This window comes from Streptomyces sodiiphilus (assembly GCF_039529215.1).
In the GTDB taxonomy this organism is placed as follows: Bacteria; Actinomycetota; Actinomycetes; order Streptomycetales; family Streptomycetaceae; genus Streptomyces; species Streptomyces sodiiphilus.
This window is the reverse complement of sequence record NZ_BAAAMJ010000009.1, coordinates 23,640-46,641: the sequence shown is the minus strand read 5'-3', so window position 1 is coordinate 46,641 and position 23,002 is coordinate 23,640. Positions and strand designations below refer to the sequence as shown.

General features: G+C 73.0%; 22 protein-coding genes and 1 tRNA gene. 13 read left to right on the top strand and 10 right to left on the bottom strand.

Annotated elements, in window-relative coordinates:
- Window positions 1-445 precede the first annotated feature (445 nt).
- The 5 genes from ABD299_RS04800 to ABD299_RS04780 all read left to right on the top strand — a co-directional run bounded on the left by ABD299_RS04800 (window position 446) and on the right by ABD299_RS04780 (window position 4,284).
- The gene (locus ABD299_RS04800; protein ID WP_344259103.1) at window positions 446-880 is read left to right on the top strand and encodes a DUF3052 domain-containing protein; all 435 of its coding nucleotides are present in this window, start codon (window positions 446-448) and stop codon (window positions 878-880) included.
- A 108-nt stretch (window positions 881-988) separates the two neighbouring features.
- Window positions 989-1,447, top strand: a complete 459-nt coding sequence (locus ABD299_RS04795) for a peroxiredoxin (RefSeq protein WP_344259294.1) — start codon at window positions 989-991, stop codon at window positions 1,445-1,447.
- 100 nt (window positions 1,448-1,547) lie between these two features.
- A complete protein-coding gene (locus tag ABD299_RS04790) occupies window positions 1,548-2,132 on the top strand; it encodes a TerD family protein (protein ID WP_344259101.1) in 585 nt (194 codons plus the stop codon).
- 102 nt (window positions 2,133-2,234) lie between these two features.
- A complete protein-coding gene (locus tag ABD299_RS04785; RefSeq protein WP_344259099.1) occupies window positions 2,235-3,380 on the top strand; it encodes a DUF475 domain-containing protein in 1,146 nt (381 codons plus the stop codon).
- A gap of 145 nt (window positions 3,381-3,525) precedes the next feature.
- Entirely contained in the window at window positions 3,526-4,284 is a 759-nt protein-coding gene (locus ABD299_RS04780; RefSeq protein ID WP_344259097.1) for a Tellurium resistance, read from the top strand.
- 16 nt (window positions 4,285-4,300) lie between these two features.
- Here the strand turns inward: ABD299_RS04780 and ABD299_RS04775 are convergent, their stop codons facing one another.
- On the bottom strand, window positions 4,301-5,020 hold the full coding sequence (locus tag ABD299_RS04775; RefSeq protein ID WP_344259096.1) for a TerD family protein: 720 nt from the start codon (window positions 5,018-5,020) through the stop codon (window positions 4,301-4,303).
- Between the two features lie 104 nt (window positions 5,021-5,124).
- On the opposite strand from ABD299_RS04775, the gene ABD299_RS04770 reads away from it, so the two are divergent.
- From ABD299_RS04770 to ABD299_RS04760, 3 genes are all read left to right on the top strand, one after another.
- Window positions 5,125-6,288 carry an HpcH/HpaI aldolase/citrate lyase family protein gene (locus ABD299_RS04770; RefSeq protein WP_344259094.1) on the top strand — a complete coding sequence of 388 codons (1,164 nt, stop codon included), beginning with the start codon at window positions 5,125-5,127 and terminating at the stop codon, window positions 6,286-6,288.
- Between the two features lie 83 nt (window positions 6,289-6,371).
- The gene (locus tag ABD299_RS04765) at window positions 6,372-8,783 is read left to right on the top strand and encodes a phosphoribosyltransferase (protein ID WP_344259092.1); all 2,412 of its coding nucleotides are present in this window, start codon (window positions 6,372-6,374) and stop codon (window positions 8,781-8,783) included.
- On the top strand, window positions 8,780-9,649 hold the full coding sequence (locus ABD299_RS04760; protein ID WP_344259090.1) for an HAD family hydrolase: 870 nt from the start codon (window positions 8,780-8,782) through the stop codon (window positions 9,647-9,649). The genes ABD299_RS04765 and ABD299_RS04760 overlap by 4 nt, the downstream gene beginning before the upstream one ends.
- On the opposite strand, the gene ABD299_RS04755 is transcribed toward ABD299_RS04760, so the two are convergent.
- From ABD299_RS04755 to ABD299_RS04745, 3 genes are all read right to left on the bottom strand, one after another.
- The gene (locus tag ABD299_RS04755; RefSeq protein WP_344259088.1) at window positions 9,594-10,241 is read right to left on the bottom strand and encodes a DUF4383 domain-containing protein; all 648 of its coding nucleotides are present in this window, start codon (window positions 10,239-10,241) and stop codon (window positions 9,594-9,596) included. The genes ABD299_RS04760 and ABD299_RS04755 overlap by 56 nt on opposite strands.
- Window positions 10,242-10,345: 104 nt before the next feature.
- Window positions 10,346-10,561 (bottom strand): FmdB family zinc ribbon protein, encoded by a 216-nt coding sequence (locus tag ABD299_RS04750; protein WP_344259086.1) that lies wholly within the window; start codon window positions 10,559-10,561, stop codon window positions 10,346-10,348.
- A gap of 31 nt (window positions 10,562-10,592) precedes the next feature.
- Window positions 10,593-11,882 (bottom strand): hypothetical protein, encoded by a 1,290-nt coding sequence (locus ABD299_RS04745; protein ID WP_344259292.1) that lies wholly within the window; start codon window positions 11,880-11,882, stop codon window positions 10,593-10,595.
- A 179-nt stretch (window positions 11,883-12,061) separates the two neighbouring features.
- On the opposite strand from ABD299_RS04745, the gene ABD299_RS04740 reads away from it, so the two are divergent.
- Window positions 12,062-12,133, top strand: a tRNA-Val gene (locus ABD299_RS04740).
- Between the two features lie 196 nt (window positions 12,134-12,329).
- Here ABD299_RS04740 and ABD299_RS04735 read toward each other — a convergent pair.
- Together ABD299_RS04735 and ABD299_RS04730 are read right to left on the bottom strand one after the other, a co-directional pair.
- Entirely contained in the window at window positions 12,330-13,301 is a 972-nt protein-coding gene (locus ABD299_RS04735) for an N-acetylmuramoyl-L-alanine amidase (protein WP_344259084.1), read from the bottom strand.
- A 102-nt stretch (window positions 13,302-13,403) separates the two neighbouring features.
- On the bottom strand, window positions 13,404-14,021 hold the full coding sequence (locus ABD299_RS04730) for a DedA family protein (RefSeq protein WP_344259082.1): 618 nt from the start codon (window positions 14,019-14,021) through the stop codon (window positions 13,404-13,406).
- Between the two features lie 291 nt (window positions 14,022-14,312).
- Here ABD299_RS04730 and ABD299_RS04725 point away from each other — a divergent pair, with 291 nt between their 5' ends.
- Together ABD299_RS04725 and ABD299_RS04720 are read left to right on the top strand one after the other, a co-directional pair.
- The gene (locus ABD299_RS04725) at window positions 14,313-14,936 is read left to right on the top strand and encodes a superoxide dismutase family protein (protein ID WP_344259080.1); all 624 of its coding nucleotides are present in this window, start codon (window positions 14,313-14,315) and stop codon (window positions 14,934-14,936) included.
- Window positions 14,937-15,158: 222 nt separating this feature from the next.
- Complete coding sequence (locus ABD299_RS04720; protein ID WP_344259290.1) at window positions 15,159-15,749, top strand: TMEM165/GDT1 family protein; 591 nt, start codon at window positions 15,159-15,161, stop codon at window positions 15,747-15,749.
- 17 nt (window positions 15,750-15,766) lie between these two features.
- Here the strand turns inward: ABD299_RS04720 and ABD299_RS04715 are convergent, their stop codons facing one another.
- Entirely contained in the window at window positions 15,767-17,230 is a 1,464-nt protein-coding gene (locus tag ABD299_RS04715; protein ID WP_344259288.1) for an LVIVD repeat-containing protein, read from the bottom strand.
- Window positions 17,231-17,438: 208 nt separating this feature from the next.
- On the opposite strand from ABD299_RS04715, the gene ABD299_RS04710 reads away from it, so the two are divergent.
- Both ABD299_RS04710 and ABD299_RS04705 read left to right on the top strand, forming a co-directional pair.
- Entirely contained in the window at window positions 17,439-18,101 is a 663-nt protein-coding gene (locus tag ABD299_RS04710; RefSeq protein ID WP_344259078.1) for a DUF305 domain-containing protein, read from the top strand.
- A 329-nt stretch (window positions 18,102-18,430) separates the two neighbouring features.
- Window positions 18,431-19,303 (top strand): peptidoglycan-binding domain-containing protein, encoded by an 873-nt coding sequence (locus ABD299_RS04705; protein ID WP_344259076.1) that lies wholly within the window; start codon window positions 18,431-18,433, stop codon window positions 19,301-19,303.
- 16 nt (window positions 19,304-19,319) lie between these two features.
- Here ABD299_RS04705 and ABD299_RS04700 read toward each other — a convergent pair whose 3' ends face one another.
- From ABD299_RS04700 to ABD299_RS04690, 3 genes are read right to left on the bottom strand one after another with little or no spacing between them, the layout of a single operon-like run.
- Window positions 19,320-20,156, bottom strand: coding sequence for an ECF transporter S component (locus ABD299_RS04700; RefSeq protein WP_344259074.1), 837 nt, complete (start codon window positions 20,154-20,156; stop codon window positions 19,320-19,322).
- Window positions 20,153-21,811 (bottom strand): ABC transporter ATP-binding protein, encoded by a 1,659-nt coding sequence (locus tag ABD299_RS04695; RefSeq protein ID WP_344259072.1) that lies wholly within the window; start codon window positions 21,809-21,811, stop codon window positions 20,153-20,155. Before ABD299_RS04695 ends, ABD299_RS04700 begins: the two co-directional genes overlap by 4 nt.
- The gene (locus tag ABD299_RS04690; protein ID WP_344259070.1) at window positions 21,808-22,986 is read right to left on the bottom strand and encodes an energy-coupling factor transporter transmembrane component T; all 1,179 of its coding nucleotides are present in this window, start codon (window positions 22,984-22,986) and stop codon (window positions 21,808-21,810) included. Before ABD299_RS04690 ends, ABD299_RS04695 begins: the two co-directional genes overlap by 4 nt.
- Window positions 22,987-23,002: the final 16 nt, after the last annotated feature.

The following is a 23,002-nucleotide window of genomic DNA, read 5'->3' as shown; positions in this document are numbered from 1 at the left end:
TCCTTCGCTTGAGGTGTGTGCTGGTGTCGCGCCGCCTTCCATCGTGTACTGCCGGCGGCGATACGTCATCTCTACTCAGCGGTAACGGCCACGTCGTGAGACGGTCTCTCCGGGCGGACGCCACCGGGCGGACGTCTGGGGCCGGGCACCGTTGCCATACCGGCCGACCGGCAACCCTACGCCCACCTGGCCGCGCCCCGGCGCACATCCGTTCGGGGCGACGGGGTACCCGGTAGGCCATGAACCGTGGACAGCGGGCACGAACCGCGCGAAAATGTGACACAGATCACGCAACCGAGGGTGTTGCGGGGCTGGACGTCAACGCACGGACCGGCGCGAGCGCCGGGTACTTGCGCGAACGGGCCCGCCCGTGTGGACTACGGCCCAAGCCGCGTGCACGCGCGGACCGACCCGTACTCTCCCCATACAGGACAGGAGGCCATCCGTGAGCGCGACCGCGGACCACGCGGAGGAGCGGACCAACCCGGCCGCGAGGCTGGGTTTCCAGCCCGGGCAGGTGGTCCAGGAGCTCGGCTACGACGAGGACACCGAGCAGGAACTCCGCGAGGGAATCGAGGCCATCACGGGCCAGGAGCTCGTCGGTGAGGACCATGACGACGTGGCCGATGCGGTGGTGCTGTGGTTCCGCGAGGACGACGGCGATCTGACCGACGCGCTGGTGGATGCCACCACGATGATCGATCCAGGAGCACCGGTCTGGCTGCTGACCCCCAAGACCGGCCGGGACGGGTACGTCGAGCCCAGTGAGATCGGCGAGGCGGCACAGACCGCCGGCCTGGCCCAGACCAGCAGTGTCAACGCCGGGAAGGACTGGTCGGGCAGCCGTCTGGTCACCCCGAAGACGGCGGGCAAGAAGTAGCCCGCCGCGCATTATGCGCACCCGGTCCCCGGATGGCCCCCCGGCCGCCGGGGACCGCGTCGTAGGCTGGACGCCGTACTGTCCGCCGAGGAACGGATGCGCATTCCCATGGCCATCGAGCCGGGTACCAAGGCCCCCGATGTCGAACTCAGGAACCAGCACGGCGAGCTGATCAGGCTGTCGGACTTCCGGGACCGGAAGAACGTCGTCCTCGTCTTCTACCCGTTCGCCTTCACCGGCGTCTGCACCGGCGAGCTGGCGGCCCTGCGCGACCAGCTGCCCGCCCTCCAGAACGATGACGTCCAGCTTCTGGCGGTCTCCACCGACCCGATGCCGGCCCTGCGGATCTTCGCGGAGAAGGAAGGGCTGGAGTTCCCTCTGCTGTCGGACTTCTGGCCGCACGGAGCCGTGGCCCGCGCGTACGGCGTGCTGGACGAGGAGAAGGGCTGTGCGCTGCGCGGCACCTTCGTCATCGACGCCGGGGGCACCGTCCGCTGGTCGGTCGTCAACGGCCTGCCGGAGGCGCGCGACGTCAAGGAGTACCTGAAGGCCCTCGACGCCCTGTGAGCCGCCCCGCCGGTGTCCGGCACCGGTCACCCGGCAGGGGAGCCCGACCACCGCAATGACATATTGGGGCCGACCGAGCCCCTGGAGAACTGGAGGACCCGTGGGAGTCAGCCTCACCAAAGGCGGTAACGTCTCGCTCACGAAGGAAGCCCCGAACCTGACGGCGGTGACCGTGGGTCTGGGCTGGCAGGCGCGCACCACCACCGGCGCGGACTTCGACCTGGACGCCAGCGCCCTGCTCACCAACGCGCAGGGCAAGGTCCTGAGCGACCAGCACTTCGTCTTCTTCAACAACCTCAAGAGCCCCGACGGCTCGGTCGAGCACATGGGTGACGAACTCGTCGGCGGGGCCGGCGGCGACGACCAGGACGAGGAAGAGATCAAGGTGGACCTCGCCGGGCTGCCGGCGGAGGTCGACAAGGTCGTCTTCCCGGTGTCGATCTACGACGCCGAGAACCGGCAGCAGAGCTTCGGCCAGGTCAGCAACGCCTACATCCGCATCATCAACCAGGCCGACGGCAACGAGCTGGCCCGTTACGACCTCACCGAGGACGCCTCCACCGAGACGGCCATGGTCTTCGGCGAGCTGTACCGGCACGGCGGCGAGTGGAAGTTCCGGGCCATCGGCCAGGGCTACGCCTCCGGCCTGCGGGGCATCGCCCTCGATTTCGGCGTCAACGTCTGATCCGACACCCGCCGCGGTACGTCGCGCGCCCCCGGAGAACGGGGGCGCGCGACGTCTGCGGCACCACAGCCCCGCCGCCACGCGCGCAGGACAGGACACCTCGTGATTCTCAAGACCTTCGGCTGGTCCTTCGGCGTGACCGTCGCCGGACTCGCCGCTGCCTACGCCTTCTGGGGCTGGCAGGGCTTCGCCATCGTGGCGATCCTCTCCGTCCTGGAGATATCGCTGTCCTTCGACAACGCGGTGGTCAACGCCGGAATCCTGAAGAAGATGAACGCCTTCTGGCAGAAGATCTTCCTCACCATCGGCATCCTCATCGCCGTCTTCGGCATGCGCCTGGTCTTCCCCGTGGTCATCGTCGCGGTCAGCGCGAAGACCGGCCCGATGGAGGCCGTCCGGCTGGCCATGAACGAGCCGGAGACCTACGCCCGGATGGTGACCGACGCGCATCCGTCGATCGCGGCCTTCGGCGGGATGTTCCTGCTGATGATCTTCCTGAACTTCATCTTCCAGGAGCGCGAGGTCACCTGGCTGGCCTGGCTCGAGCGCCCGCTGGCCAAGCTCGGCAAGATCGACTCGTTCGCCGTCGGCGTCGCCCTGGCCGCCCTGCTGCTGACCGCCAGCACCATCGCCACCAGCGCCTACCAGTACGGCGGGACGCACGTGGACGCCTCCTCCACCGTCATGCTGGCCGGCATCGCGGGACTGCTGACCTACCTGCTGGTCGGCGGCCTGTCCGGGTACTTCGAGAACCGGCTGGAGGAGGACGAGGAGCGCGAGCACGTCGCCGAGGAGGCCGCCCAGCGGGCCGGCCGGAAGACCGGCACCGTCGGCCTGGCGGGCAAGGCCGCCTTCTTCCTCTTCCTCTACCTGGAAGTGCTGGACGCCTCGTTCTCCTTCGACGGTGTCATCGGCGCGTTCGCCATCACCAACCACATCTTCTGGATGGCCCTGGGGCTGGGCATCGGCGCCATGTACGTCCGCTCGCTGACCATCTACCTGGTCCGCGAGGGCACCCTGGACGAGTACCGGTACCTGGAGCACGGCGCGCACTACGCCATCGGCGCGCTCGCCGTGATGCTGCTGATCAGCATCCGCTGGCACCTGCCCGAGGTCGTCACCGGCCTGTTCGGCGTCGGACTGATCGCCCTCGCGTTCTGGTCCTCACTGCGCCACAACCGCTTCTACGGGCGTGGCACACCGCGCGAGGACAGCCCCGACCAGTCCTCGGTGTCCTCGGGGGTGTGAGCGCACCCGTTCCGAGGGAAGTCTCTGTAGCGGGGCGGCCGCCCCGCTACAGGCGGTGGCCCGCCCCGCCACGTGAAGCGGCCACACCGAGCAGTCACCCGGCGCCGGTCCGTCCGGCCACAACGGCAAGAGGGGTGGGAGGACCTTGGTCTCCCTGTGGGATTACGCGCGCCGCGCAAAGACGCCCAAGCAGAAGTTCGACACCGTCGGCGGCGCGTCCAGCTACGCCCTCGAACTGACCAAACGCACCCCCCAGGTCTCGCTGACCAAGGAGGGCGGCACCTCCGGAACACTGCGGATCGGACTGTCCTGGCGGATGCGCACCACCGACCTGGACCGCAGCGGCCACCGCAAGCTGAACGCCTGGCGGCACCCTTTACAGCTGCTGAAGCCCGCCGAGGTGGTCGGGCACACCCAGGGTCTGGTGAATGTGGACTTCGACCTGGCCTGCCTGTACGAGCTGAAGGACGGCACCAAGGGGGTCGTCCAGCCGCTGGGCGGGCTGCACGGCGACTTCGGCTCACCGCCCTACCTCAAGCTGAGCGGCGACGACCGGTTCGGCACCGGCAGCGGCGAGACGATCTACGTCAACCTCGACAAGTCCGACGAGTTCAAGCGGCTGCTGGTGTTCGTCTACATCTACGACGGCACACCGGCCTTCGCCCGCGCCGACGTCGTGGTCACGCTGGTGACAGGTGACAACACGCACATCGAGATCGGGCTCACCGACCCGGTGCCCCAGGCCCGTTCGTGCGCGGTGGCGATGATCGAGCACGAGCGCGGGGAGCTGATCGCCCGGCGCGAGGTGCGCTACGTCTACGGATTCCAGTCCGAGATCGACCGGCTCTACGGCTGGGGCATGGCCTGGGGCCGCGGCTTCAAGGACGGCCCCGTCCGCGCCTGAGCGCGTGCCGCCCCGGTCAGCGGGGCGGCGCTCCCTCCGCCGACGGCAGGAACTGCGGGCCCTGCGGGGGAAGAACGAAGTGATCCGGATCCCCGGCCGGCGGGCGGCCGTACTCCGCCCGCCGTGGATCCGCCGCGCCCGCGCGGCCTGCCGCGGCCGGGCGCGGCAGGGAACCGGCGCCGGGCCGGGCCGGGGCGGGCAGCGGCCCGCGGAACGCCCCCGGGTCCCCCTCGGGTCCGCCGTCGAACGCGCGGCCCGAGGCGCGGAACTCCCAGCCCGAGTCCGACCGGTTCAGCTCCCCGCACACCACTGCCGTGTCACCGGTGGACTCCGGGGCGAACGGGAAGACGGCCAGCGCGTCCTGGCCGTCCGCGTCGTGCAGGACCAGCCGGGGCGTCCCCGCCCGGGCGAGCACCCCCGCGGGCGCAGACGCCGCCAGCACGACAGGTCCGTCCGCCGCGTCCAGCCGGGCCAGCGAGATCTGGAGCGCCTGCGAAGGCCCGTGCGAGGCGGGTTTCTCCCCCGGCGCGGCCGGGAGCCACCGCACCAGCCCGGCGGGGTGCCGGGGCCTGCCGCGGAAGACGATGGTGTCCTCGGGCCGTATCCGCCGGCCGGGTCCCGGGAACAGGGCCGAGAGAGCCGGCGGGGAACTCTCCTCGTGCGTCCAGCGGAGCACGGCCAGCAGCCGCGTCACCGGGAGCCGGACGGTGCCCCCCGTCGTCAACACGCGCGTCATGCGGGCATCCTGCCTGCCGTCGCACTCCCGAAACAATCTCGAACGTACGATTGCCGCTGGATCCGACGCCTCCGGAGGGTCCGCGAGAGACACGGGGAGAGACCATGCGGCACTACGGGCACCTGACAGCCGCGGAACGCGGCAGGCTGTTCCACCGCGAACCCGCGGAGTTCTCTCTCGACTCCCCGGTGCAGACTCTGGGCCTCGCGCTGGGCGCGACCCTCTACTGCCCCGCCTCCCGCCCCCGCCTGGCGGCCGACATCCGCAAGCAGGCAGGACGCGGCGTGGTGTCGATGGTGCTGTGCCTGGAGGACTCCATCAGCGACGCGGAGGTGCCCGGCGCCGAGGAGAACGTGATCCGGCAGTTCCTGCGGCTGGAACGCGAGGTCCCGTCCGGGGACGTGCCGCTGCTCTTCATCCGGGTCCGCACACCCGCGCAGATCACCGGCCTCACCGAACGGCTCGGCAGCGCCTGCCGCCTGCTGGCCGGCTTCGCCCTGCCCAAGTTCACCGCCGCCAGCGGACCGGGCTACCTGGAGGCGCTCACCGCGGCGGAGGTCATGTGCGGCCGGCGGCTGCTCGCCATGCCGATCCTGGAGTCGCCGGAACTGCTGCACCTGGAGACCCGCGCCGCCGAACTGGCCGCCGCGGCACGGCTGGCCGACAAGTACCGGGACCGGATACCCGCCCTGCGACTGGGGGTCACCGACTTCTGCGCGGCCTACGGCCTGCGGCGGACCCCGGTCATGACCGCCTACGACGTGCGGCTGGTCGCCTCGGCCATCGCCGACGTCGTCAACGTCTTCGGCCGCGCGGACGGCACCGGATACACCGTCAGCGGACCTGTGTGGGAGTACTTCCGCTCCCAGGAGCGGATGTTCCGCCCGCAACTGCGCCACAGCCTCTTCCGCGGGCGCGCCGAGGAGCTGCGAGCCGACCTGATCGAACGGGACATGGACGGGCTGCTCCAGGAGATCGAACTGGACAGGGCCAATGGCCTGCAGGGAAAGACCTGCATCCACCCCTCCCACGTGGCTCCCGTGCACGCGCTGTCCGTCGTCACCCACGAGGAGTTCAGCGACGCCGCCGACATCCTGCGGAGCGGCCCGGCCGGTGGCGGGGTGCTGCGCTCGGCCTACACCAACAAGATGAACGAGGTGAAGCCGCACCGGGCCTGGGCCGAACGGACCATGCGGCGTGCCGAGGTGTTCGGTGTGGCCCGGGCCGGGGTCGACTTCGTGGACCTGCTGGCGGCGGGCGCGGGGTGAACGGCAACGGCACGGCGCACGACGGCAGCACGGATGGCACGGACAGCGCGGCACGGCGCGAGGCAGAGGGGACGGACCGGGCGATGACCGGTGACGGGACGACGGGCGCGGTACCGGTGGCAGCGGGGGAGGAGGCCACCTGGTCCGGCGCGTGGGTCGAGCGGCGGCTCGGCGTGGAACTGCGCGGCACGCGCCTGCGTGAGACGCTCGGGCTGGCCCTGCGGCGCAACCCCCGGCGGGCCCATCTGCTGGTCTCCCGCGTGCTGGGCAAGCACATACCGCAGAGTCCGCGGCTGGTGCTCTCGACCGGTACCGGCCTGGGCGCACGCGTCCGCGAGGTGCTGGGCGCCGATGCCGGACGGGCCGTGGTGCTGGGTTACGCCGAGACCGCCACCGCTCTGGGGCACTGCGTGGCAGACGGCATCGGCGACGTGCCCTGCCTGCACTCCACGCGGCGGCCGGCCCCCGGAGTCGCGCCGGCCGGCGGGTTCGAGGAGGAGCACAGCCACGCCACCTCCCACCTGCTGCTGCCCGCGGACCCGGAACTGCTGGCCGGGGACGGCCCGCTGGTCCTCGTCGACGACGAGCTCTCCACCGGCCGCACCGTGCGCAACACCATCGAGACCCTGCACCGCCACCGGCCGCGCCGGCGCTACGTCGTCGCCGCACTCAGCGACCTGCGCACCCCGCAGGACGCCGGAGAACTGGACAAGGCCGCCGCCGAACTCGGTGCCTCGGTGGAGGTGGTGGCCCTGGCGACGGGCAGGGTCACGCTGCCTCCCGGCGTTCTGGCCCGTGGAACGGCCTTGGTCTCCGGCCATCCCGAGCCCGCCCCGGGCCCGGCCGGCGACCCGGCCTGCGCCCACCGTGTCCGTCTCGGCTGGCCGGACGCCCTGCCCGACGGAGGCCGGCACGGCTTCACCCCTGCCCACCGCAGGCGGCTGGAGCGCGCCCTGCCCGCCATGGCCGGACGCCTCGCCGCCGCCCTGCCCGAGGGGGCGCGCCGGGTTCTGGTGCTGGGCACCGAAGAACTCATGTACGTGCCGCTGCGACTGGCCGCCGCCCTGGAGGACCTGCTCGGGGACACCGCCCGGGTGCGTTTCTCCTCCTCCACCCGCTCGCCCGTACTCCCGGTGGACGACCCCGGCTACGCGATCCGTACCCGGCTGGCCTTCCCCGCCCACGACGCACCGCCGGACGGACCGGGGCCCCGCTACGCCTACAACGTGGCCGGCGGCGGCTGGGACGCCATCGCCGTGATCACCGACACCGCCGGGGACACCCCGGCGCTGCACGCCCCCGACGGGCTGCTGGCCCGGCTGGCCGCCCACACCCCGCGCCTGCTCCTGGCCACTGTCCCCTCGGCGTCCCCCGGCCTGCCCGCACCGCTGCGCGGACCAGGGTTCTCCTCCTACGCCGCGCCGGAGGCAGGCTGGCTGCTCCAGGACCTGTCCGGCGTCACGCTGGAGGCCCCGACCGAGGAGCGCGAGGAGGCCATCCAGAGCGGCGGCGCGCACTACGCCGAGTCGCTGCCCGTGGAGTACCAGCCCAGCGCCGCCTACCAGCGGCTCTTCCACCAGGCGCTGGAGACCTCCGCCCGCCGCATCGCGGAAGCCGTCGCCACGGTGACCGAGACCGTCCTGGCCGAGCGCGGCCCCCGCCCGGTGCTGGCCTCCCTGGCCCGCGCGGGCACCCCCGTCGGCATCCTCATGCGCCGCTGGGCCCGGCACGCCCACGGGCTGGAGCTCCCGCACTACGCGGTGTCCATCGTGCGCGGCCGGGGCATCGACACCACCGCCCTGCGCTGGCTGGCCGCCCACCACGAGCCGGGCGACGTCGTCTTCGTCGACGGCTGGACCGGCAAGGGCGCCATCACCCGGGAACTGGCCGCGGCCCTGGAGCCGTTCCCCGGCTTCGACCCGGCCCTGGCCGTCCTGGCCGACCCGGGCGGGTGCGTGACCACCTACGGAACCCGCGAGGACTTCCTGATCCCCTCGGCGTGCCTCAACTCCACTGTCTCCGGGCTGATCTCCCGCACCGTGCTGCGCGCCGACCTGGTCGGCCCGGACGACTTCCACGGCGCCAAGTTCTACCGCGAGCTCGCCTCCGCCGACCTGTCCGGGCACTTCCTGGACGCCGTCACGGCCCACTTCCCGGAGGTCACCCCCCGGCCGCCGGACGCCCCGGCCGGCCGCGAGCCCACCTGGGAGGGGCTGCGGGCCGTGCGGGAGATCAGTGACGCCTACGGCATCGGCGACGCCAACCTCGTCAAGCCCGGGGTCGGGGAGACCACCCGGGTGCTGCTGCGCCGGGTGCCCTGGCGGGTGCTCGCCCGCCCGGGCGCCGGCGCCGAACTGGACCATGTGCGGCTGCTGGCCGAGCAGCGCGGAGTCCCCGTCGAGGAGACCGACACGCTGCCCTACAACTGCGTCGGCCTGATCCACCCCCACTACACCCGTGCCGCCACCGGCGCGGACGGAAAGGCCGTGCGATGACCGCCCCGAGGACAGCGCCGGCCCGTCCCTCGGCGGCCACGGGCGCCGACTCGCGCGGACCGGTCCTGGCGGCCTGCGACCTGGACCGCACACTCATCTACTCGGCCGCCGCCCTGGCCCTCGGCGTACCCGACGCCGACGCGCCGCGGCTGCTCTGCGTGGAGGTCTACGACGCCAAGCCGCTGTCCTACCTCACCGAGACCGCCGCCGCGCTGCTCACGGAGCTGGCCGGGCGGGCCGTCTTCGTTCCGGCCACCACCCGCACCCGGGAGCAGTACCGGCGGGTCCGGCTTCCCGGGCCGCCGCCGCGCTACGCCGTGTGCGCCAACGGGGGACATCTGCTGGTGGACGGCGAGAGCGACCCCGGCTGGCACGCGGCGGTGCGCCGGGCGCTGGCCGCGGACTGCGCGCCGCTCGCCGAGGTACGCGAGCGGATGCGGTCCACCGCGGACGCCGGGTGGCTGCTCAAGGAACGCACGGCGGAAGACCTCTTCGCCTACCTGGTGGTGGACCGCGCGCGGTTCCCCGCCGCGTGGGCCGGCGAACTGGCGGACTGGGCGGAGCCGCGCGGCTGGACCGTCTCCCTCCAGGGACGCAAGCTGTACGCGGTGCCCCGGCCGCTCACCAAGAGCTCCGCCGTGGCGGAGATCGCCCGCAGGACCGGCGCCGCCGAGATCCTCGCCGCGGGCGACTCCCTCCTCGACACCGACCTGCTGCTCGCCGCCGACCACGCCTGGCGCCCGGGCCACGGCGAACTCGCCGACACCGGCTGGAGCGCGCCGCACGTCACGGCGCTCACCGCCCGGGGCGTCAGTTGCGGGGAGGAGATACTCCGCGCTCTCGCCGCCCGTGCCGCGCGTCCATGAGTTCCCGCTGCCGTTCCCTGGCCTCGTGGCGCAGCCGCTGCTCCTGCTCGGCCTGCCCCGGGTGGCGCGCCTGCCAGTACGGGTTGTCGTGCGGCAGCCGGCCGCTCACCCTGCCGTACATCCCGAACGTGAGCAGCGCGACACCGACCGCGAAGCTGAAGATCACGTTGGAGATGCGGAAGTTCAGGATGTTCCAGCCGGTCTCCAGCACCGCCAGGTGCACGAAGCCGCTCAGCACGAAGCCCACCCCCAGTGCGATGTTCAGGGTGGACGCGAAGTTCCCGCCCCTGATCATGCCGGCGAACAGGGCCAGGCCCACCACGATGGACAGGAAACTGAGCGCGCCATTGGTGTTCAGACCGAAGACGGTGTTCTCCTCGGTCGTCCAGAACGCGATCTGCGCGGTCAGCCCGAGCACGCCGAAGACCACCAGGAAGATTCCCATCAGCCCGGCACCGATCCGGTAGACGAGACTCAGCCGGTGGTCCGCGGGAAGATGCTCGTCGAGCTTGGCCTGCCGCAACAGGCCGCGCGGCCCGGCGTCGGGGACCCGGGGTTCCTTCCGGGAGTACCGGGAGTACGAGGTTGTCATCAGCGACCTCCTCAGTGTCTCGCTCCGCGAATGGTGAATATCCGCGGGTACCCGGCACCGGGCACGTCACACATCCGGACGCCGGGCATGCCTAGGGGCCCGGCTCAGCCGCAGCAGCCGCCCCCGCAGCAGCCCCCGCCCCCACCCCCGCCGGCGGCGCGGGGTGCGGTGGCGGCCCCGCCCACCGCCACGGTGGACAGCAGCTTCACGGTGTCGTCGTGCCCCGCCGGACAGCTCGCCGGGGCACCGGACTCGGCCATCGGACGGTTCAGCTCGAACTGGCTGCCGCAGCTGCGGCACCGGTACTCATAACGAGGCATGGCAGCAGGGTAGCGGGCCCCGCAGCGGACCTCACCGCCCGCTGCGGATGTTCTCCACCACCGCCGCGACCATGCCGCGCACCGCCTCGGTCTCGGTCAGGAACCGCCAGTAGTCCGGATTGCGCCCGCCCCCTTCCAGGGCGGACACCGCCTGGTCCAGGCGTTCCACCGCCGCGTCCAGCGGCTGCGCGTGCCGCGGCTCGGGTACCGCCCGGCCGCTCATCGCCAGCCGCTGCGCGTCCCGGACGGCGAACCGGGTGCGTTCGATCTCCTTGCGCGGGTCGAACGACACCTCGTTCAGCCGCCGCAGCCGCTCCCCGGCCGCCGAGACCGCCTCGTCCGTGCGGCCCAGCAGCGAGTGGACCGTGGACAGCTTGGCCGTGGCGTCGCTCCAGCGCTGCTCGTCCCGCGCCCGCTGCGCCTCCCGCAGGGTCTCCTGGGCCTGCCGGACCGACTGCGCGGCCTGCTCCGGAACCCGCTGGAGGTCCTGCCAGCAGGCCGCGCTGAACCGCCGCCGCAGCTCGCTGAGGACCGGTTCCACCTGACCGGCGCGGGTGGTGATCGCCTCCGCCCGGGTGCGCAGCGAGGACAGCCGGCGGTCGATCTCGGCGGCCCTCTTCGGCAGCTGCTCGGCCTCGGCGCGCAGGGCCTCCGCCCGGCGCCGCACCTCCTCCGCCCGCTGCACGGTCGCCTTCACCCCGTGCCGGGCGGCTCCCTCGTTGAGCCGCTTGAGGTCGGGTGCGAGGGCGGCGAGGGAGGCCGCGAGACCGTCGGCCCGCAGCCGGGCCGCGCGGGCCGCGTCCAGCGCCCGGGTGGCGGCCAGCAGGCTCTGCCTGGCCCGCTCCACTGCGGGCGCCACCTGCGCGAGCTGGGTCTCGGCCCGTTCCAGCAGGGAGCCCAGGCTGTGCCCGAAGCGCTCCAGGTCGACCCGGGTGCGCTCCAGCTCCTCCCGTATCCGGGTGAGGTCGTGGCGGGCCCGCGAGGCGGCGGTGGCGTCCAGCGAGCCGCTGTCCAGATCGTGGGCGTCCATCACCCCGATGTAGGACCGGCTGACCTGGTCGATGCGCTCGCCGAAGGCGGCGAAGTCCACCCCGGCCTTGGCCGCCGCCGGGGAGTCGTCGGCAGCGGTGATCGTCTCGATGGAGATCCGCAGATCGCGCTGGGCGGTGTCGAGCTCGTAGAACGCGGCGGCGGCGGAGTCCTTCGCCTCCTGGGCCTCGGCCCGCAGATCCTCCACCCGGCCGCGCCCCCAGCGCCGGGTGCCGCCCCCGGTGAACGCGCCGGGCAGCACCGTGACGGCGGCCAGCAGCGGCAGCACCATCACAGTGGCGAGATCCTTCGCGGTACGCGTCCCTGTCACGTGGTCCCTCTCCCGCCTGCGGTGCCCGGTGAACTCCCGGAGTCATTCTTCCATCCGGGACCTCCGCTCAGCACGGAGCGGTGAATCGTTCGCCGGACCGCCGGGACGAGCCGGGCATGTAAGCTGTCTGCTCGTTCCCCGGGTGCATAGCTCAGCGGTAGAGCGCCGCCCTTACAAGGCGGATGTCGGCGGTTCGAACCCGTCTGCACCCACCGATGCCCGACGCGGTCCACCACCGCCGGCCGGCCGCCGCGAGGCGCCCTGCGAGCCCGTCCGGGCCTGTGCACCGGCCCGTGGTCTTCGCTGAGGCGGACCGTGCGCGCTTTTCCGTACCGTACTGGCCTTCGCAACGGTGATTCCACCAGGCCCGGTCCGTCACAGAAGCGGGCCTGCGGCCTCGGGGCGGGGTCAGGCGGGCCAGTAGAGGGATTCGGCGCGGGCGTAGTCGACGGTGACCGGGTCCTTGCCGTGGTGCATCACCTGGGCGCGCACCCGTCCCTTGCGGGACGCGGAGATGAAGCCGTTCCAGGTGTAGACGAAGTGGCCGCTGCCCCCGTCGTGGACGGGGGAGTGGATCGGCATTCCGCCCACGTTCTCGTATCCGCCGTCGGCCAGCTGCCGGAAGTGGGCGACGCGGATCTGGAACTCCTGGCCGCGCTGGAGCCCTTTCACACGGACGGCGACCGAGGCGGAGTAGTAGCAGGGGCCGAAGACGAACGAGGGTTCGGCCTCCTTCTCGGTCCACCTGCTGCCGTCGTGGCGGCGGTTGAAGTTCAGCGAGGTCCACTGGCCGGGCGGGACGCGGCGTTCGTAGTCGGTGGTGCCGTACAGGGTGCGTCGGGGCATGTCGTCCTCCGGGGGCGTGGGGCTGCCGCCGCGCAGGGCTTGGGCGCGGCGCACGATCTCGGCGCGCTGGGCGATGATGCGGCTTCCGGGGCAGGCGGTCACTCCCCAGGACGGGTCCATGCTGTGGTAGGACAGGCCGGATCCGGAGACCGAGTCGTTGACCCGCAGCGCGATGGAGTGGGTGCGGCCCGCCCACTCCAGGATTCTGGCGTTCGCCTGCAGCTGGGCGGCGGTGAGCGCGTCACCGGTGGTGCCCTCGTTCTCCACCGAGACCGAGTAGGAGTTCGCCGAGCGATTGGCCCAGGCGGTGTCGGCGGTGTCGACCCACTGCAGGACGCGTCCGTCCCGGCCGACGCCGAAGTGTGAGCTGACCCGGGCGTCGGGGTTGCGGAACCAGGAGTCGGCTCCCATCAGGGTGCCGACGATGATGTGGGTGATCTGGACGCGGGGCCGGTTCCCGCCCTTGGTGTGGTTGACCGGCAGAGGCCGCCACTCGGCGCCGGGCATCCGGGGCATCGGCGTCTCCTCGCTCACGGGGACAGCGTCACGGAGAAGCTACCCTGAGTGAGCGATCGTTACTGTCGAGTTTTCGTGAAGGTCCCGGAACGCGACCGAGGGGGAGGGGCCGGAGACCGCTCAGACGGCGGAGCGGGGGCGCCGCAGCAGCCGGCCGGCCACGACGCCGGAGAGCGCCAGGGCGAGGACGGAGAGCCCGGTGCTGATCCAGCCCGCGCCGAACAGCTGGCCGCCGAGGTATCCCACGCCGACGCTGTATCCGGCCCAGGTCACGGCGGCCAGTGCCGACCAGGGCAGGAAGTCCTTGGCGCGGCGGTGGGTGGCGCCCGAGCCCAGGCTCACCACGGCCCGCCCGGCGGGCGCGAAGCGGGCCAGGACGACCAGGAATCCGCCGCCCCGGGCGAGGGCGGTACCGAGGTGCTGGTGGGCGGCGGACAGCCGCCGGGACCGGGCGATCGTGCTGCCGAACCGGCGTCCGCCCCGGCGGGCCAGCCGGTAGGCGGCGAGGTCCCCGACGATGGAGGCCGTGGCGGCGCACAGCAGCAGGAGGAAGAGCTCGGGAAGGCGCGCACCGGCGTAGGGGCCGGGGAAACCGGCCACGTCGGCGGCGGTGCCGGCGGCGACGGTGGCCGACGCGACCAGCACGGCTCCGCTGGGCAGTACCGGCACGAACACGTCGGACAGCACGAACAGCACGACCACCAGATAGATCCAGGGGGCGTAGAGAAGAGTCCCCAAGGCTTCCAGCACAGTGTTCCCCGATTCCCGGTGGTGGTCCTGTGGTCCCGGTCGAGAAGGGACCGCATTCCGGTTCTTCGGCGTTCCCGTTCCGCCGTACAGCCTACGCCCGGATCGCCCGCGCGGAGCATTCAGGTGTGTGCGGAAGTCCTGTTCCCCGGCGGCGGCGGCAAGGTGGTGGCCGCCGTCCCCGGCGGGGAGGGCGCTGCCGCGGGTGTGCGGCACGCAAGGGTGCGGGAGGGCCGGGCGGGTTTCCCCGCGATCGGCCATTCGAGGGAACGGAGCGCAGGAATGAAGGCAGTGGCCACGACCGCGGCGGTGCTGGTGGCGGTCCTCGCGGCCGCGGTGCCGCCGGGGGCGGCGCAGGAGGGGGCACAGTCAGGGGCAGTGCAGGCGGGGAGCGCGCACGACTCCTGGCAGCGGCAGTGGGGGGTTTTCGCGCCGCCCGGTCTCTCTGCCGGCGGGCGGGCGCTGACCTACGACACGGATCTGGTGCCTTCCGGCGCGCGGGTCCTGGTGACCGAGCGGGTGCGGGAGGGGAGGACGGTGGTCGGGCTGACGGTCCGGGGCGTGCGGCCGGGGCACACCTTCGGCACCCATGTGCACACCCGCCCGTGCGGCCCGGATCCGGCGCAGGCCGGACCGCACTACCAGCACCGGGAGAGCGGCCACCCGCGGGCGGCGAACCCGTGGAACGAGGTGTGGCTGGACTTCACGGCCGACGCCTCGGGCGACGGCCGCGCCGTGGCGAAGCAGGACTGGACGTTCCGCGCGGGGCAGGCGCGTTCGGTGGTGCTCCACGAGCTGCCGACCTCCGCCGGCCACCACGGCCGGGAGCCGGGCGACGCCGGGCCCCGGGCGGCCTGTCTGACCGTTCCGTTCGGGGCGTCGGAGGCCACCGGAGACGGTCGCTGAGTGCGGTCGCGTAGAGTGGAGGTGTCTGAAGGGGAGTAGCTCTTCGCCGGACCGTCGACATACTGGCCCCGCCCGTCACGGGCAGGGCCCGGCGCCCGGAGCGGACGGCCCGCCGCCCGCCGGCGAGACCTTCGGCCGCAGTGTCCTGGACGCTGCCGTGCCGAAGTGTGCGCTCCCGCGGATCGACCGGCACGGCCCTACCGAGGGGATTCTCCTCCCGTGCTGATCGACTTCGCTGCCGCCGCCGTGGTGTTCGGTCTGGTGGTCGTGGCCGAGCTGCCCGACAAGACGACTCTGGCCGGGCTGGTGCTGAGCACCCGCTTCCGGCCCTCCCACGTCTTCGCCGGTGCCGCCGCCGCCTTCGCCCTGCACGTCGGCCTCGCGGTCGGCGCGGGCAGTCTGCTCACCCTGCTGCCCGGGCGGCTGCTGCAGGTGGTGGTGGGGGCGCTGTTCCTGACCGGAGCGGCGCTGCTGCTGTTCCGGCGGGAAGAGGCGCAGGAGGACGCCGGTGAGCAGCGGGCACCGGCCGGACAGTCCTTCCGGAGGGTGGCCGGCACGAGTTTCATGATCATTCTGATCGCCGAGTTCGGCGACATGTCGCAGATCATGATGGCCAACTTCACGGCCCACTACGAGGACCCGCTCTCGGTGGCGGTCGGCTCGGTACTGGCGCTGTGGCTGGTGGCCGCGCTGGGCATCCTGGGCGGGCGGGCGCTGCTGCGGGTCGTCCCGCTCACCTTGCTCACCAGGATCGCGGCGGCGGCGATGCTGGTGATGGCCGCGATCAACATCGTCGAGGCCGTACGGGGCTGACAGCGCCCCCGGCCGGCTCAGCGGTAGGTGGGCTGGGTCTGCGCGTTCAGTTCGCGCAGACGTACCCCGCGTGCGCTGTCGGTCCTGCGGTCGTCGATGCGCAGGACGTCGAGGCCCTTCTGGTCGTTGGAGTAGATGTGGCCGTTGTACCAGTACGCGGACCAGGTGCCGCCGAAGGTCAGCGCCTCGGTGCTCAGCGGCCCGCGGTCGAAGTAGCCGATCTCCCTCGGATTGGCGGAGTCGGTGAACTCCCACACGGAGACGCCGCCCTGGTACCAGGACTGGACCATGATGTCGCGGCCGCGGACGGGTATCAGGGACCCGTTGTGCGCCACGCAGTTCTCGGTGTCGGCCTGGTGCCGCGGGATCTTGTAGTAGCTCTGGAACTCCAGCTTCCGGTCGTCGCCGTGGCCGGTGATGTGGTAGATGCCGTTGGCGCCGAACTCCGGTCCGGTCCGCTCGTTGCAGGTGGCGCCGCCGCCTCCGCCGAGCTCGTCGGTGAAGACGACCTTGCTGCCGTCCTGGCTGAAGGTCGCCGAGTGCCAGAAGGCGAAGTGCTCGGCGTCCTGCACCTGGTCGATGACCCGCGGTTTCGCGGGCACGGAGATGTCCATCAGGATGCCGTCGCCCATGCAGGCGCCGGCGGCCAGCTTCAGCGCGGGGTACGCGGTGATGTCGTGGCAGCCGGTGGTGGCGGCGCCGGTGGAGTCACCGGGGAAGCCGCCGTCGGGGAAGAGCACCTCGAAGCTGGAGACCGCCGCCTTGTGAGGGGCGTGACGCGGCACCTTGACGACGGAGATGCCGTCGTGCGGCGGCTGGCAGTCCGGGAAGGCCGCGTTGGGGGAGTAGGAGGAGACGTAGACGTAGATGTCGCGCCGGTCGGGCACCAGGGTGTGGGTGTGCGACCCGCAGGCGGTCTCCACCGCGGCGACGTAGCGCGGGTTCTTCTTGTCCGAGATGTCGAAGACACGGATGCCCTCCCAGGAGTCCTTCTCCGTCGCAGGCTGCGAGGTGCTGGAGCAGGAGTCGTCGCTGCGCGAGGAGTCCACGGACAGGAAGAGCAGGTTCCCGGAGACCGAGATGTCGTTCTGCGCGCCGGGGCAGAGCACCTGGCTGACGATCTTCGGCTTGCGCGGGTTGGCGATGTCGTAGACGACGAAGCCGTCGTAGTTGCCCGCGAAGGCGTAACGGCCCTGGAAGGCCAGATCCGAGTTGGTGCCCCGGAGCGCCGACTTGGGGACGTTGGCCAGGTGGGTCATGTTGTCGCTGTGCACGATCTCGTCCACGCCGGGTATCTCGTCGCCGGCGATGGCCGACTCGACCTCGGCCTGCTCCCGGGGGCTGATGCTCTCCGGGGCGAGGGGTTCGTCCCCTGGGTCGGGGGTGGCTGCTGCCGTGCCGCCGGTGAAGAGTGTGGCGAGCAGGATGGACACGGCCGTCGCCGCGGCCGGCCATCTGCGTGCCGTGCGCCTTGTGGGCACCGCTGTCACTGCGTCCTCCTCGGGGATCCGCGTGTGCGGTCAGGGATGGATGATCCGGTGCCGGATCGTTTCATCCCTACCCCTGCATGTACATATCAATGAAGGGGCCGGCATCTCCGCCGGTCCGCGATCGCGACACGCCCCGGAGGACCGCATGACGCAACGCCCGGCCGGCCGATCCCGGCCAGGACGCGCCGCACTGGCCGCTGTGACGCTCGTCGGACTGCTGGCGGTGGGCTGCGCGGGGGAGACGGCACCGGCCGCCGAGGGCGAACCGCCGGTCATCGCGCCGGGCAGGCCGGGCGAGGAGGCCCGCACCCTGGCGCCCGAGGAGGCGCGGGAGGCCGGCAGCCGCGCGGAAGGTGAAGCCGGCGAGGCGGACTTCGCCTTCATGCGGATGATGATCCTCCATCACGAACAGGCCCTGGTGATGACCGATCTGGCCGCGGAGCACGCCGAGGACGCGAAGGTGGGGCGGCTCTCGGAGCGCGTCGCCGCGGCCCAGGGCCCGGAGATCGAGGTCATGAAGGCCTGGCTGGTCCGCCACGGTGAGGACGCCGGGAAGGAGGACGGCGGTCACCACGACCACGGCCATCACGACGCGGAGGGTTCCGGAGCGGCGGCCATGCCGGGAATGGCCGCCGGGGAAGAGCTGGCGGAACTGCATGCGGCCCGCGGGAAGGAGTTCGACCTGCTCTTCCTTGATCTGATGATCGCTCATCACGAGGGTGCGGTGGCCATGGCGGCGGACCTGCTGGCGGAGAGCACCGATGTGGAGGCCGGTGAGATGGCCACCAAGATGATCGCGGAGCAGACGGTGGAGATCGGCCGGATGAAGGGGCTGCGCGCCCCGTTGGCCGGGGGCGGCTGACCGGCGGCGAAGGTGTTTCCGCACGTGGGAAGCCAGTGGCTCCGCCCGCGGGGTCGGGGAGCGGGCGGAGGCCACTTTGTTCGACCACGATACAAAATCTGGGCCCGGCGTGCCACTCCTTCCCGTTCCTCCTTTCCCTTTCCGCTTCTCCTCTCTTCGCGCCGGGAGGACTGGACAGGCGGCTGACGGGTATGCGGACGGCCGGCGACGGGTGCCCGGCCCGTTCCGCACCGCCACGGCAAGGACCTGCCGTTGTGGGGCGAGTGGCCGTTGTCACTCGTTCGAGTGGTGCATAATTCCGACCAGTCGACCGGGTGAGGGGAGGCGTGGTGACCCAGGGGCTGGAGTGTCTGGTGTGCGGCCGACCGATGCTGCCGACCGGCGAGCCCGCGTGTGACTGCCTGACACATTCGCTGTCCAGACCGGTGGCCACGGTCTCCGAGGGTCCCGACCCCGCCGATGTGGCTCTCTTCCCCCTCGAACCGCCCCCGCCCGAACCGCCGCGCACCCCGCGCTCGCACCGCAAGCCCAAGAACCGCGGACGGGCGGCCCTGGCGGCCGGCGGTACGGTCGCCGCCGTGGTGGGCTGCACGGCCCTGGCGGCCTCGCTGTTCGGCGGCCAGCAGCGCTCCGAAGAGGCCCTGGAGGAAACCCGTCCCGGTCCCAGCCTCGGCGTCCCCGACGGAGACCCGGAACCGGACACGGGTCGTGAGAACCACCACGACGCCCGCCCCGCCCCGCAGCCGACGGACCACGCCGGCCCCCCGGCACGGGACACCGGCCGGGACCCGGACGCGCCGGGCAACCGTGAACCCGCCCCCCCGGTGGACACGTCCGAGCCCCCGGCGGACACCACGGAACCGTCCCGGAGGACGGACCCGCCGCCGGTGACCGAACCGCCGCCCCCGCACCTCCCGCCGGACACCGGCGAGCCCTCCGCGACCGTCGATCCGCCCCCCGTGGAGGACGAGGAACCCGTGGTGCTCATGGAGGGGGACGAAGGACCGGAAGTGGCGGAACTTCAGTACCGCCTGGGCCAGTTGCGCTGGGTCTACGACGGCGAGGCGCACGGGCGGTTCGACGGCCGGACCCGCGCGGCCGTGGTCCGCTTCCAGGTGGGGTACGGCGTGGAGGGCGACCGCCGCGGCGTCTACGGGCCGTACACCCGCCAGGTGCTGGAAGCCCACACCCAGCAGCCGTGAGGCGCCGTTCCGGCGGTCAGCTCCCGGGCGGTCCCGCGGTGAAGCGCGCCGGGGCGTCGAAGGCCGCCCGGCGGGTGGCCCGCCGCAGTGCCCGCAGCACACTGCCGCCCACGGCGAGGATCAGCCCGGCGGTCAGAACCGCCCTGGGAATGTCCCAGCCCAGTGAGGTGGCCAGCACATAAGTCACGTAGCGGGCGAGATTCTCCGCCGGCGGGTCCCCCGGCACGAACGAGATGCCGGTGCTCAGCCCCGCGATGTACGGCCAGCCCTGCAGATTCATCACCAGGCCGTACAGCACGGAGGAGACCACCCCGTACCCGGCGAGCATCAGCAGTTCGCCGCGGCCGCGCAGGGTGTGCTGACCGGGCAGCAGCCCGGCACCCATCGTCACCCACCCCATGCACAGCATCTGGAACGGCATCCACGGCCCCACCCCGCCGGTCAGCAGCGCCGACGCGAACATGGTGAGTGCGCCCAGGACGAAGCCGAAGCCGGGGCCCAGCACCCGGCCGGAGAGCACCATCAGGAAGAACATCGGCTGAAGGCCGGCGGTACCCGCGCCCAGCGGGCGCAGCGCGGCGCCCGCCGCGGCCAGTACGCCCAGCATCGCGACGGCCTTGGCGTCCAGACCCGTGTCGGCGACGGTGGCCACCGCCACCGCCAGCAGCAGCGGCAGCAGCAGCGCGAACAGCCAGGGCGCGTCGCCGGAATGCGCCAGACCGGACTCGGGGGCGGCCAGCAGCGGCCAGCCGAAAGCGGCCACCCCGATGACCGAGACCAGGGCCAGCACCGCGGCCGACCGGGGCCCCAGCCGCACCGGCCGCGCGGGACGGGCCGCCGTGCCGCCGGTCACGGGGCGCCCACCGGGGCGGCCAGCGCCCGCCTGACCTGCGAGACCGTCAGCCACCGCTGCGGCGCAAGGATCTTCGCCACCTGAGGGGCGAACGAGGGCGAGGAGACCACCACGTCGGCCGTGGGTCCGTCGGCGACCACCTCGCCGTCGGCGAGAATCACCACGCGGTCCGCGACCTCGGCGGCCAGTTCCACGTCGTGGGTGGCCAGTACGGTGGCGCGGCCGTCGGCGGCCAGTTCCCGCAGGATGTCCACCAGCCGGCTCTTGGCGGCGTAGTCCAGGCCGCGGGTCGGCTCGTCGAGCAGGAGCAGTGGCGGGTCCGCCGTGAGCACCACCGCGAGCGCCAGGACCAGCCGCTGGCCCTCCGACAGATCGCGCGGATGCGCCTCCCCGGGGATGCCCGGCAACAGCCTGCTCACCAGCGCCCGGCAGGTGCCCGGGGAGGCGGAGGCGTCCGCGTCCGCCGCGGCGCACTCGGCGGTGACGGTGGCCGCGTACAGCAGGTCTCGCGGATCCTGCGGTACCATGCCCGCGTGGCGCAGCAGCTCGCCGGGGGGCGTGCGGTGCGGTGTCACCCCGCTCAGCCGGACGCGCCCGGCGGCGGGTTCGTGCATCCCCATCAGGGTCCGCAGCAAGGTGGACTTCCCGGCGCCGTTGCGGCCCATCAGGGCCACGGTCTCGCCGCGGCGGACGGTGAGACCGAGCCCGTGCAGCACCTCCGTGCGCCCCCGGCGCACCGCGAGATCCCGGACCTCGGCCGGGTGGTCCTTCCCTCCGCCGGCCGCCCCGCCGGCGGGGGCCGGTGCCGGGAGGCGCCCGGGAGGGCCCTGTGGATACCGCTCGGCCAGCGTGGTGCGCAGACCGGCGGCACGCCTCCGGGCGTCGCGCACCGACAGAGGCAGCGGTGACCAGCCGGCCGCCTCGCCCAGTGACACGACCGGCGGCTGCACGGGGGAGCGCGCCATGACCTCCGCCGGGTCGCCGGCCACCGGGGGGCGCCCGCCGCCCGGCAGCAGCAGCACCCGGTCCGCGTACTGCACGACCCGCTCCAGCCGGTGCTCGGCCATCAGCACGGTGGTGCCCAGGTCGTGCACCAGCCGCTGGAGCACTGCCAGTACCTCCTCCGCGGCCCCCGGATCCAGGGCGGAGGTCGGCTCGTCCAGCACCAGCACCCGGGGGTGCGGGGTCAGCACGGAGCCGATCGCCACCCGCTGCTGCTGGCCGCCGGAGAGCGTGGCCAGCGGGCGGTCCCGCAGCTCGGCCAGGCCCAGCAGGTCCAGAGTCTCCTCGACCCGGCGGCGCATGGTGCCCGGGTCCAGGCCCATCGACTCCATTCCGTAGGCCAGTTCGTCCTCGACGGTGTCGGTGACGAAGTGCGCCCGCGGGTCCTGGCCCACCGTGCCGACGGCATCGGCCAGTTCGCGCGGCCGGTGGGTGCGGGTGTCCCGGCCGTCGACGGTGACCCGGCCGTGCAGCGTGCCGCCGGTGAAGTGCGGCACCAGGCCCGACACGGCCCCCAGCAGTGTGGACTTGCCCGAGCCGGAAGGGCCCACCAGCAGGCACAGCTCGCCTTCGGCGACGGTGAGGTCGACGCCCGGCAGGGCGGGCCCGGGCGCGTCCGGATAGGTGACCGAGACCTGGTCGAACGTGATCATGGACTGGTGTCTCCGGAACGGCGGGGAACGGGGGCGACGACGGCGGGGAGCAGACCCGTCAGCACGGCGGCGACGGCTGCCGGGGGGAACCCGGGGGCGGACAGCGGGACGACGGACGGGTGCAGGACGGACGGATCGGCGGCACCGGCGTGGATCAGCCAGGCGGCCGCCACGGCCCCGGAGCCGGAGACGAGCCAGGCGCGCGCGCCGAAGCGGTCGGGCCGGTACCGGGTGCGGACACTGCGCCGCCCGCCCAGCCACAGCCCGCCCATGGCCAGCAGCACGCCACCGGCCATCAGCGGGGCGCCGAACCCGGCGCCCTCGGCGGCCAGCAGCCCGTAGGTGCCGGCGCAGATGCCCAGCAGGCCCCCCAGGGTCAGGGCCGTGGTGGTGCGGCGCACCGCCGGGGGCACCGCGGCGGTGCGGCCGTAGCCGCGGGCATCCATCGCGGCGGCCAGGGCGACCGAGCGCTCCAGCGCACCCTCCAGCACCGGCATGGCCACCGCCAGCACCGAGCGGATCCCCTTGTCGGAACGGCCGCGCAGCCGCCGGGCCGACCGCAGCCGCAGCAGGTCGGCGATCAGCTGCGGGGCGAAGGTCAGGGCGACGACGACCGCCACGCCCGCCTCGTACAGCGCGCCGGGCAGGGACTTCAGCAGCCGGGCCGGGTTGGCCAGCGCGTTCGCGGCCCCCAGGCAGATCAGCAGGGTCGCCAGCCGCAGACCGTCGTAGGCGGCGAACAGCAGGCCCTCGGCGGTCACCCGGCCGCCGATGCGCACACCCTGGGCCCACTCCGGCAGCGGCACCTCCGGGAGGGTGAACAGCACCGTGGTGCCCCCGACCGGGGAGCCGAGGAGCAGCGCGAACACCACCCGCACGACCACCACCACCGCGCCCAGGACCAGGAAGAAGCGGAACGCCCTCGCCCAGGGGGCATCGGTGCGCCGGGCGGCCACCACATAGCCGGCCACCGTGACGATCAGGGCCAGCAGCAGGGGGTTGGTGGTCCGGGAGGCCGCGGTGGCCAGCCCCAGCGCCCACAGCCACCAGGCCCCGGAGTGCAGGGCGTTGGCCCGGGTGGCCTCGGGCGCGCGCAGCCACCGGCCGCGGACCGCGGCCGGTGCCGCGCCACTGCCGGGCGCGGGGGCCACGGTGCCGCTCGGGGTCCGGTTCATGCCGTCTCCCGCCGGC

Coding starts and splice junctions, on each gene's coding strand:
- ABD299_RS04745 (WP_344259292.1), bottom strand. CDS start 11,882: ATGGTGCTGCCGCTGCTGGCCGCCGTCACGGTGCTGCCCGGCGCGTTC.
- ABD299_RS04690 (WP_344259070.1), bottom strand. CDS start 22,986: ATGAACCGGACCCCGAGCGGCACCGTGGCCCCCGCGCCCGGCAGTGGC.
- ABD299_RS04795 (WP_344259294.1), top strand. CDS start 989: ATGGCCATCGAGCCGGGTACCAAGGCCCCCGATGTCGAACTCAGGAAC.
- ABD299_RS04760 (WP_344259090.1), top strand. CDS start 8,780: ATGACCGCCCCGAGGACAGCGCCGGCCCGTCCCTCGGCGGCCACGGGC.
- ABD299_RS04750 (WP_344259086.1), bottom strand. CDS start 10,561: ATGCCTCGTTATGAGTACCGGTGCCGCAGCTGCGGCAGCCAGTTCGAG.
- ABD299_RS04770 (WP_344259094.1), top strand. CDS start 5,125: ATGCGGCACTACGGGCACCTGACAGCCGCGGAACGCGGCAGGCTGTTC.
- ABD299_RS04775 (WP_344259096.1), bottom strand. CDS start 5,020: ATGACGCGCGTGTTGACGACGGGGGGCACCGTCCGGCTCCCGGTGACG.
- ABD299_RS04725 (WP_344259080.1), top strand. CDS start 14,313: ATGAAGGCAGTGGCCACGACCGCGGCGGTGCTGGTGGCGGTCCTCGCG.
- ABD299_RS04695 (WP_344259072.1), bottom strand. CDS start 21,811: ATGATCACGTTCGACCAGGTCTCGGTCACCTATCCGGACGCGCCCGGG.
- ABD299_RS04765 (WP_344259092.1), top strand. CDS start 6,372: ATGACCGGTGACGGGACGACGGGCGCGGTACCGGTGGCAGCGGGGGAG.
- ABD299_RS04755 (WP_344259088.1), bottom strand. CDS start 10,241: ATGACAACCTCGTACTCCCGGTACTCCCGGAAGGAACCCCGGGTCCCC.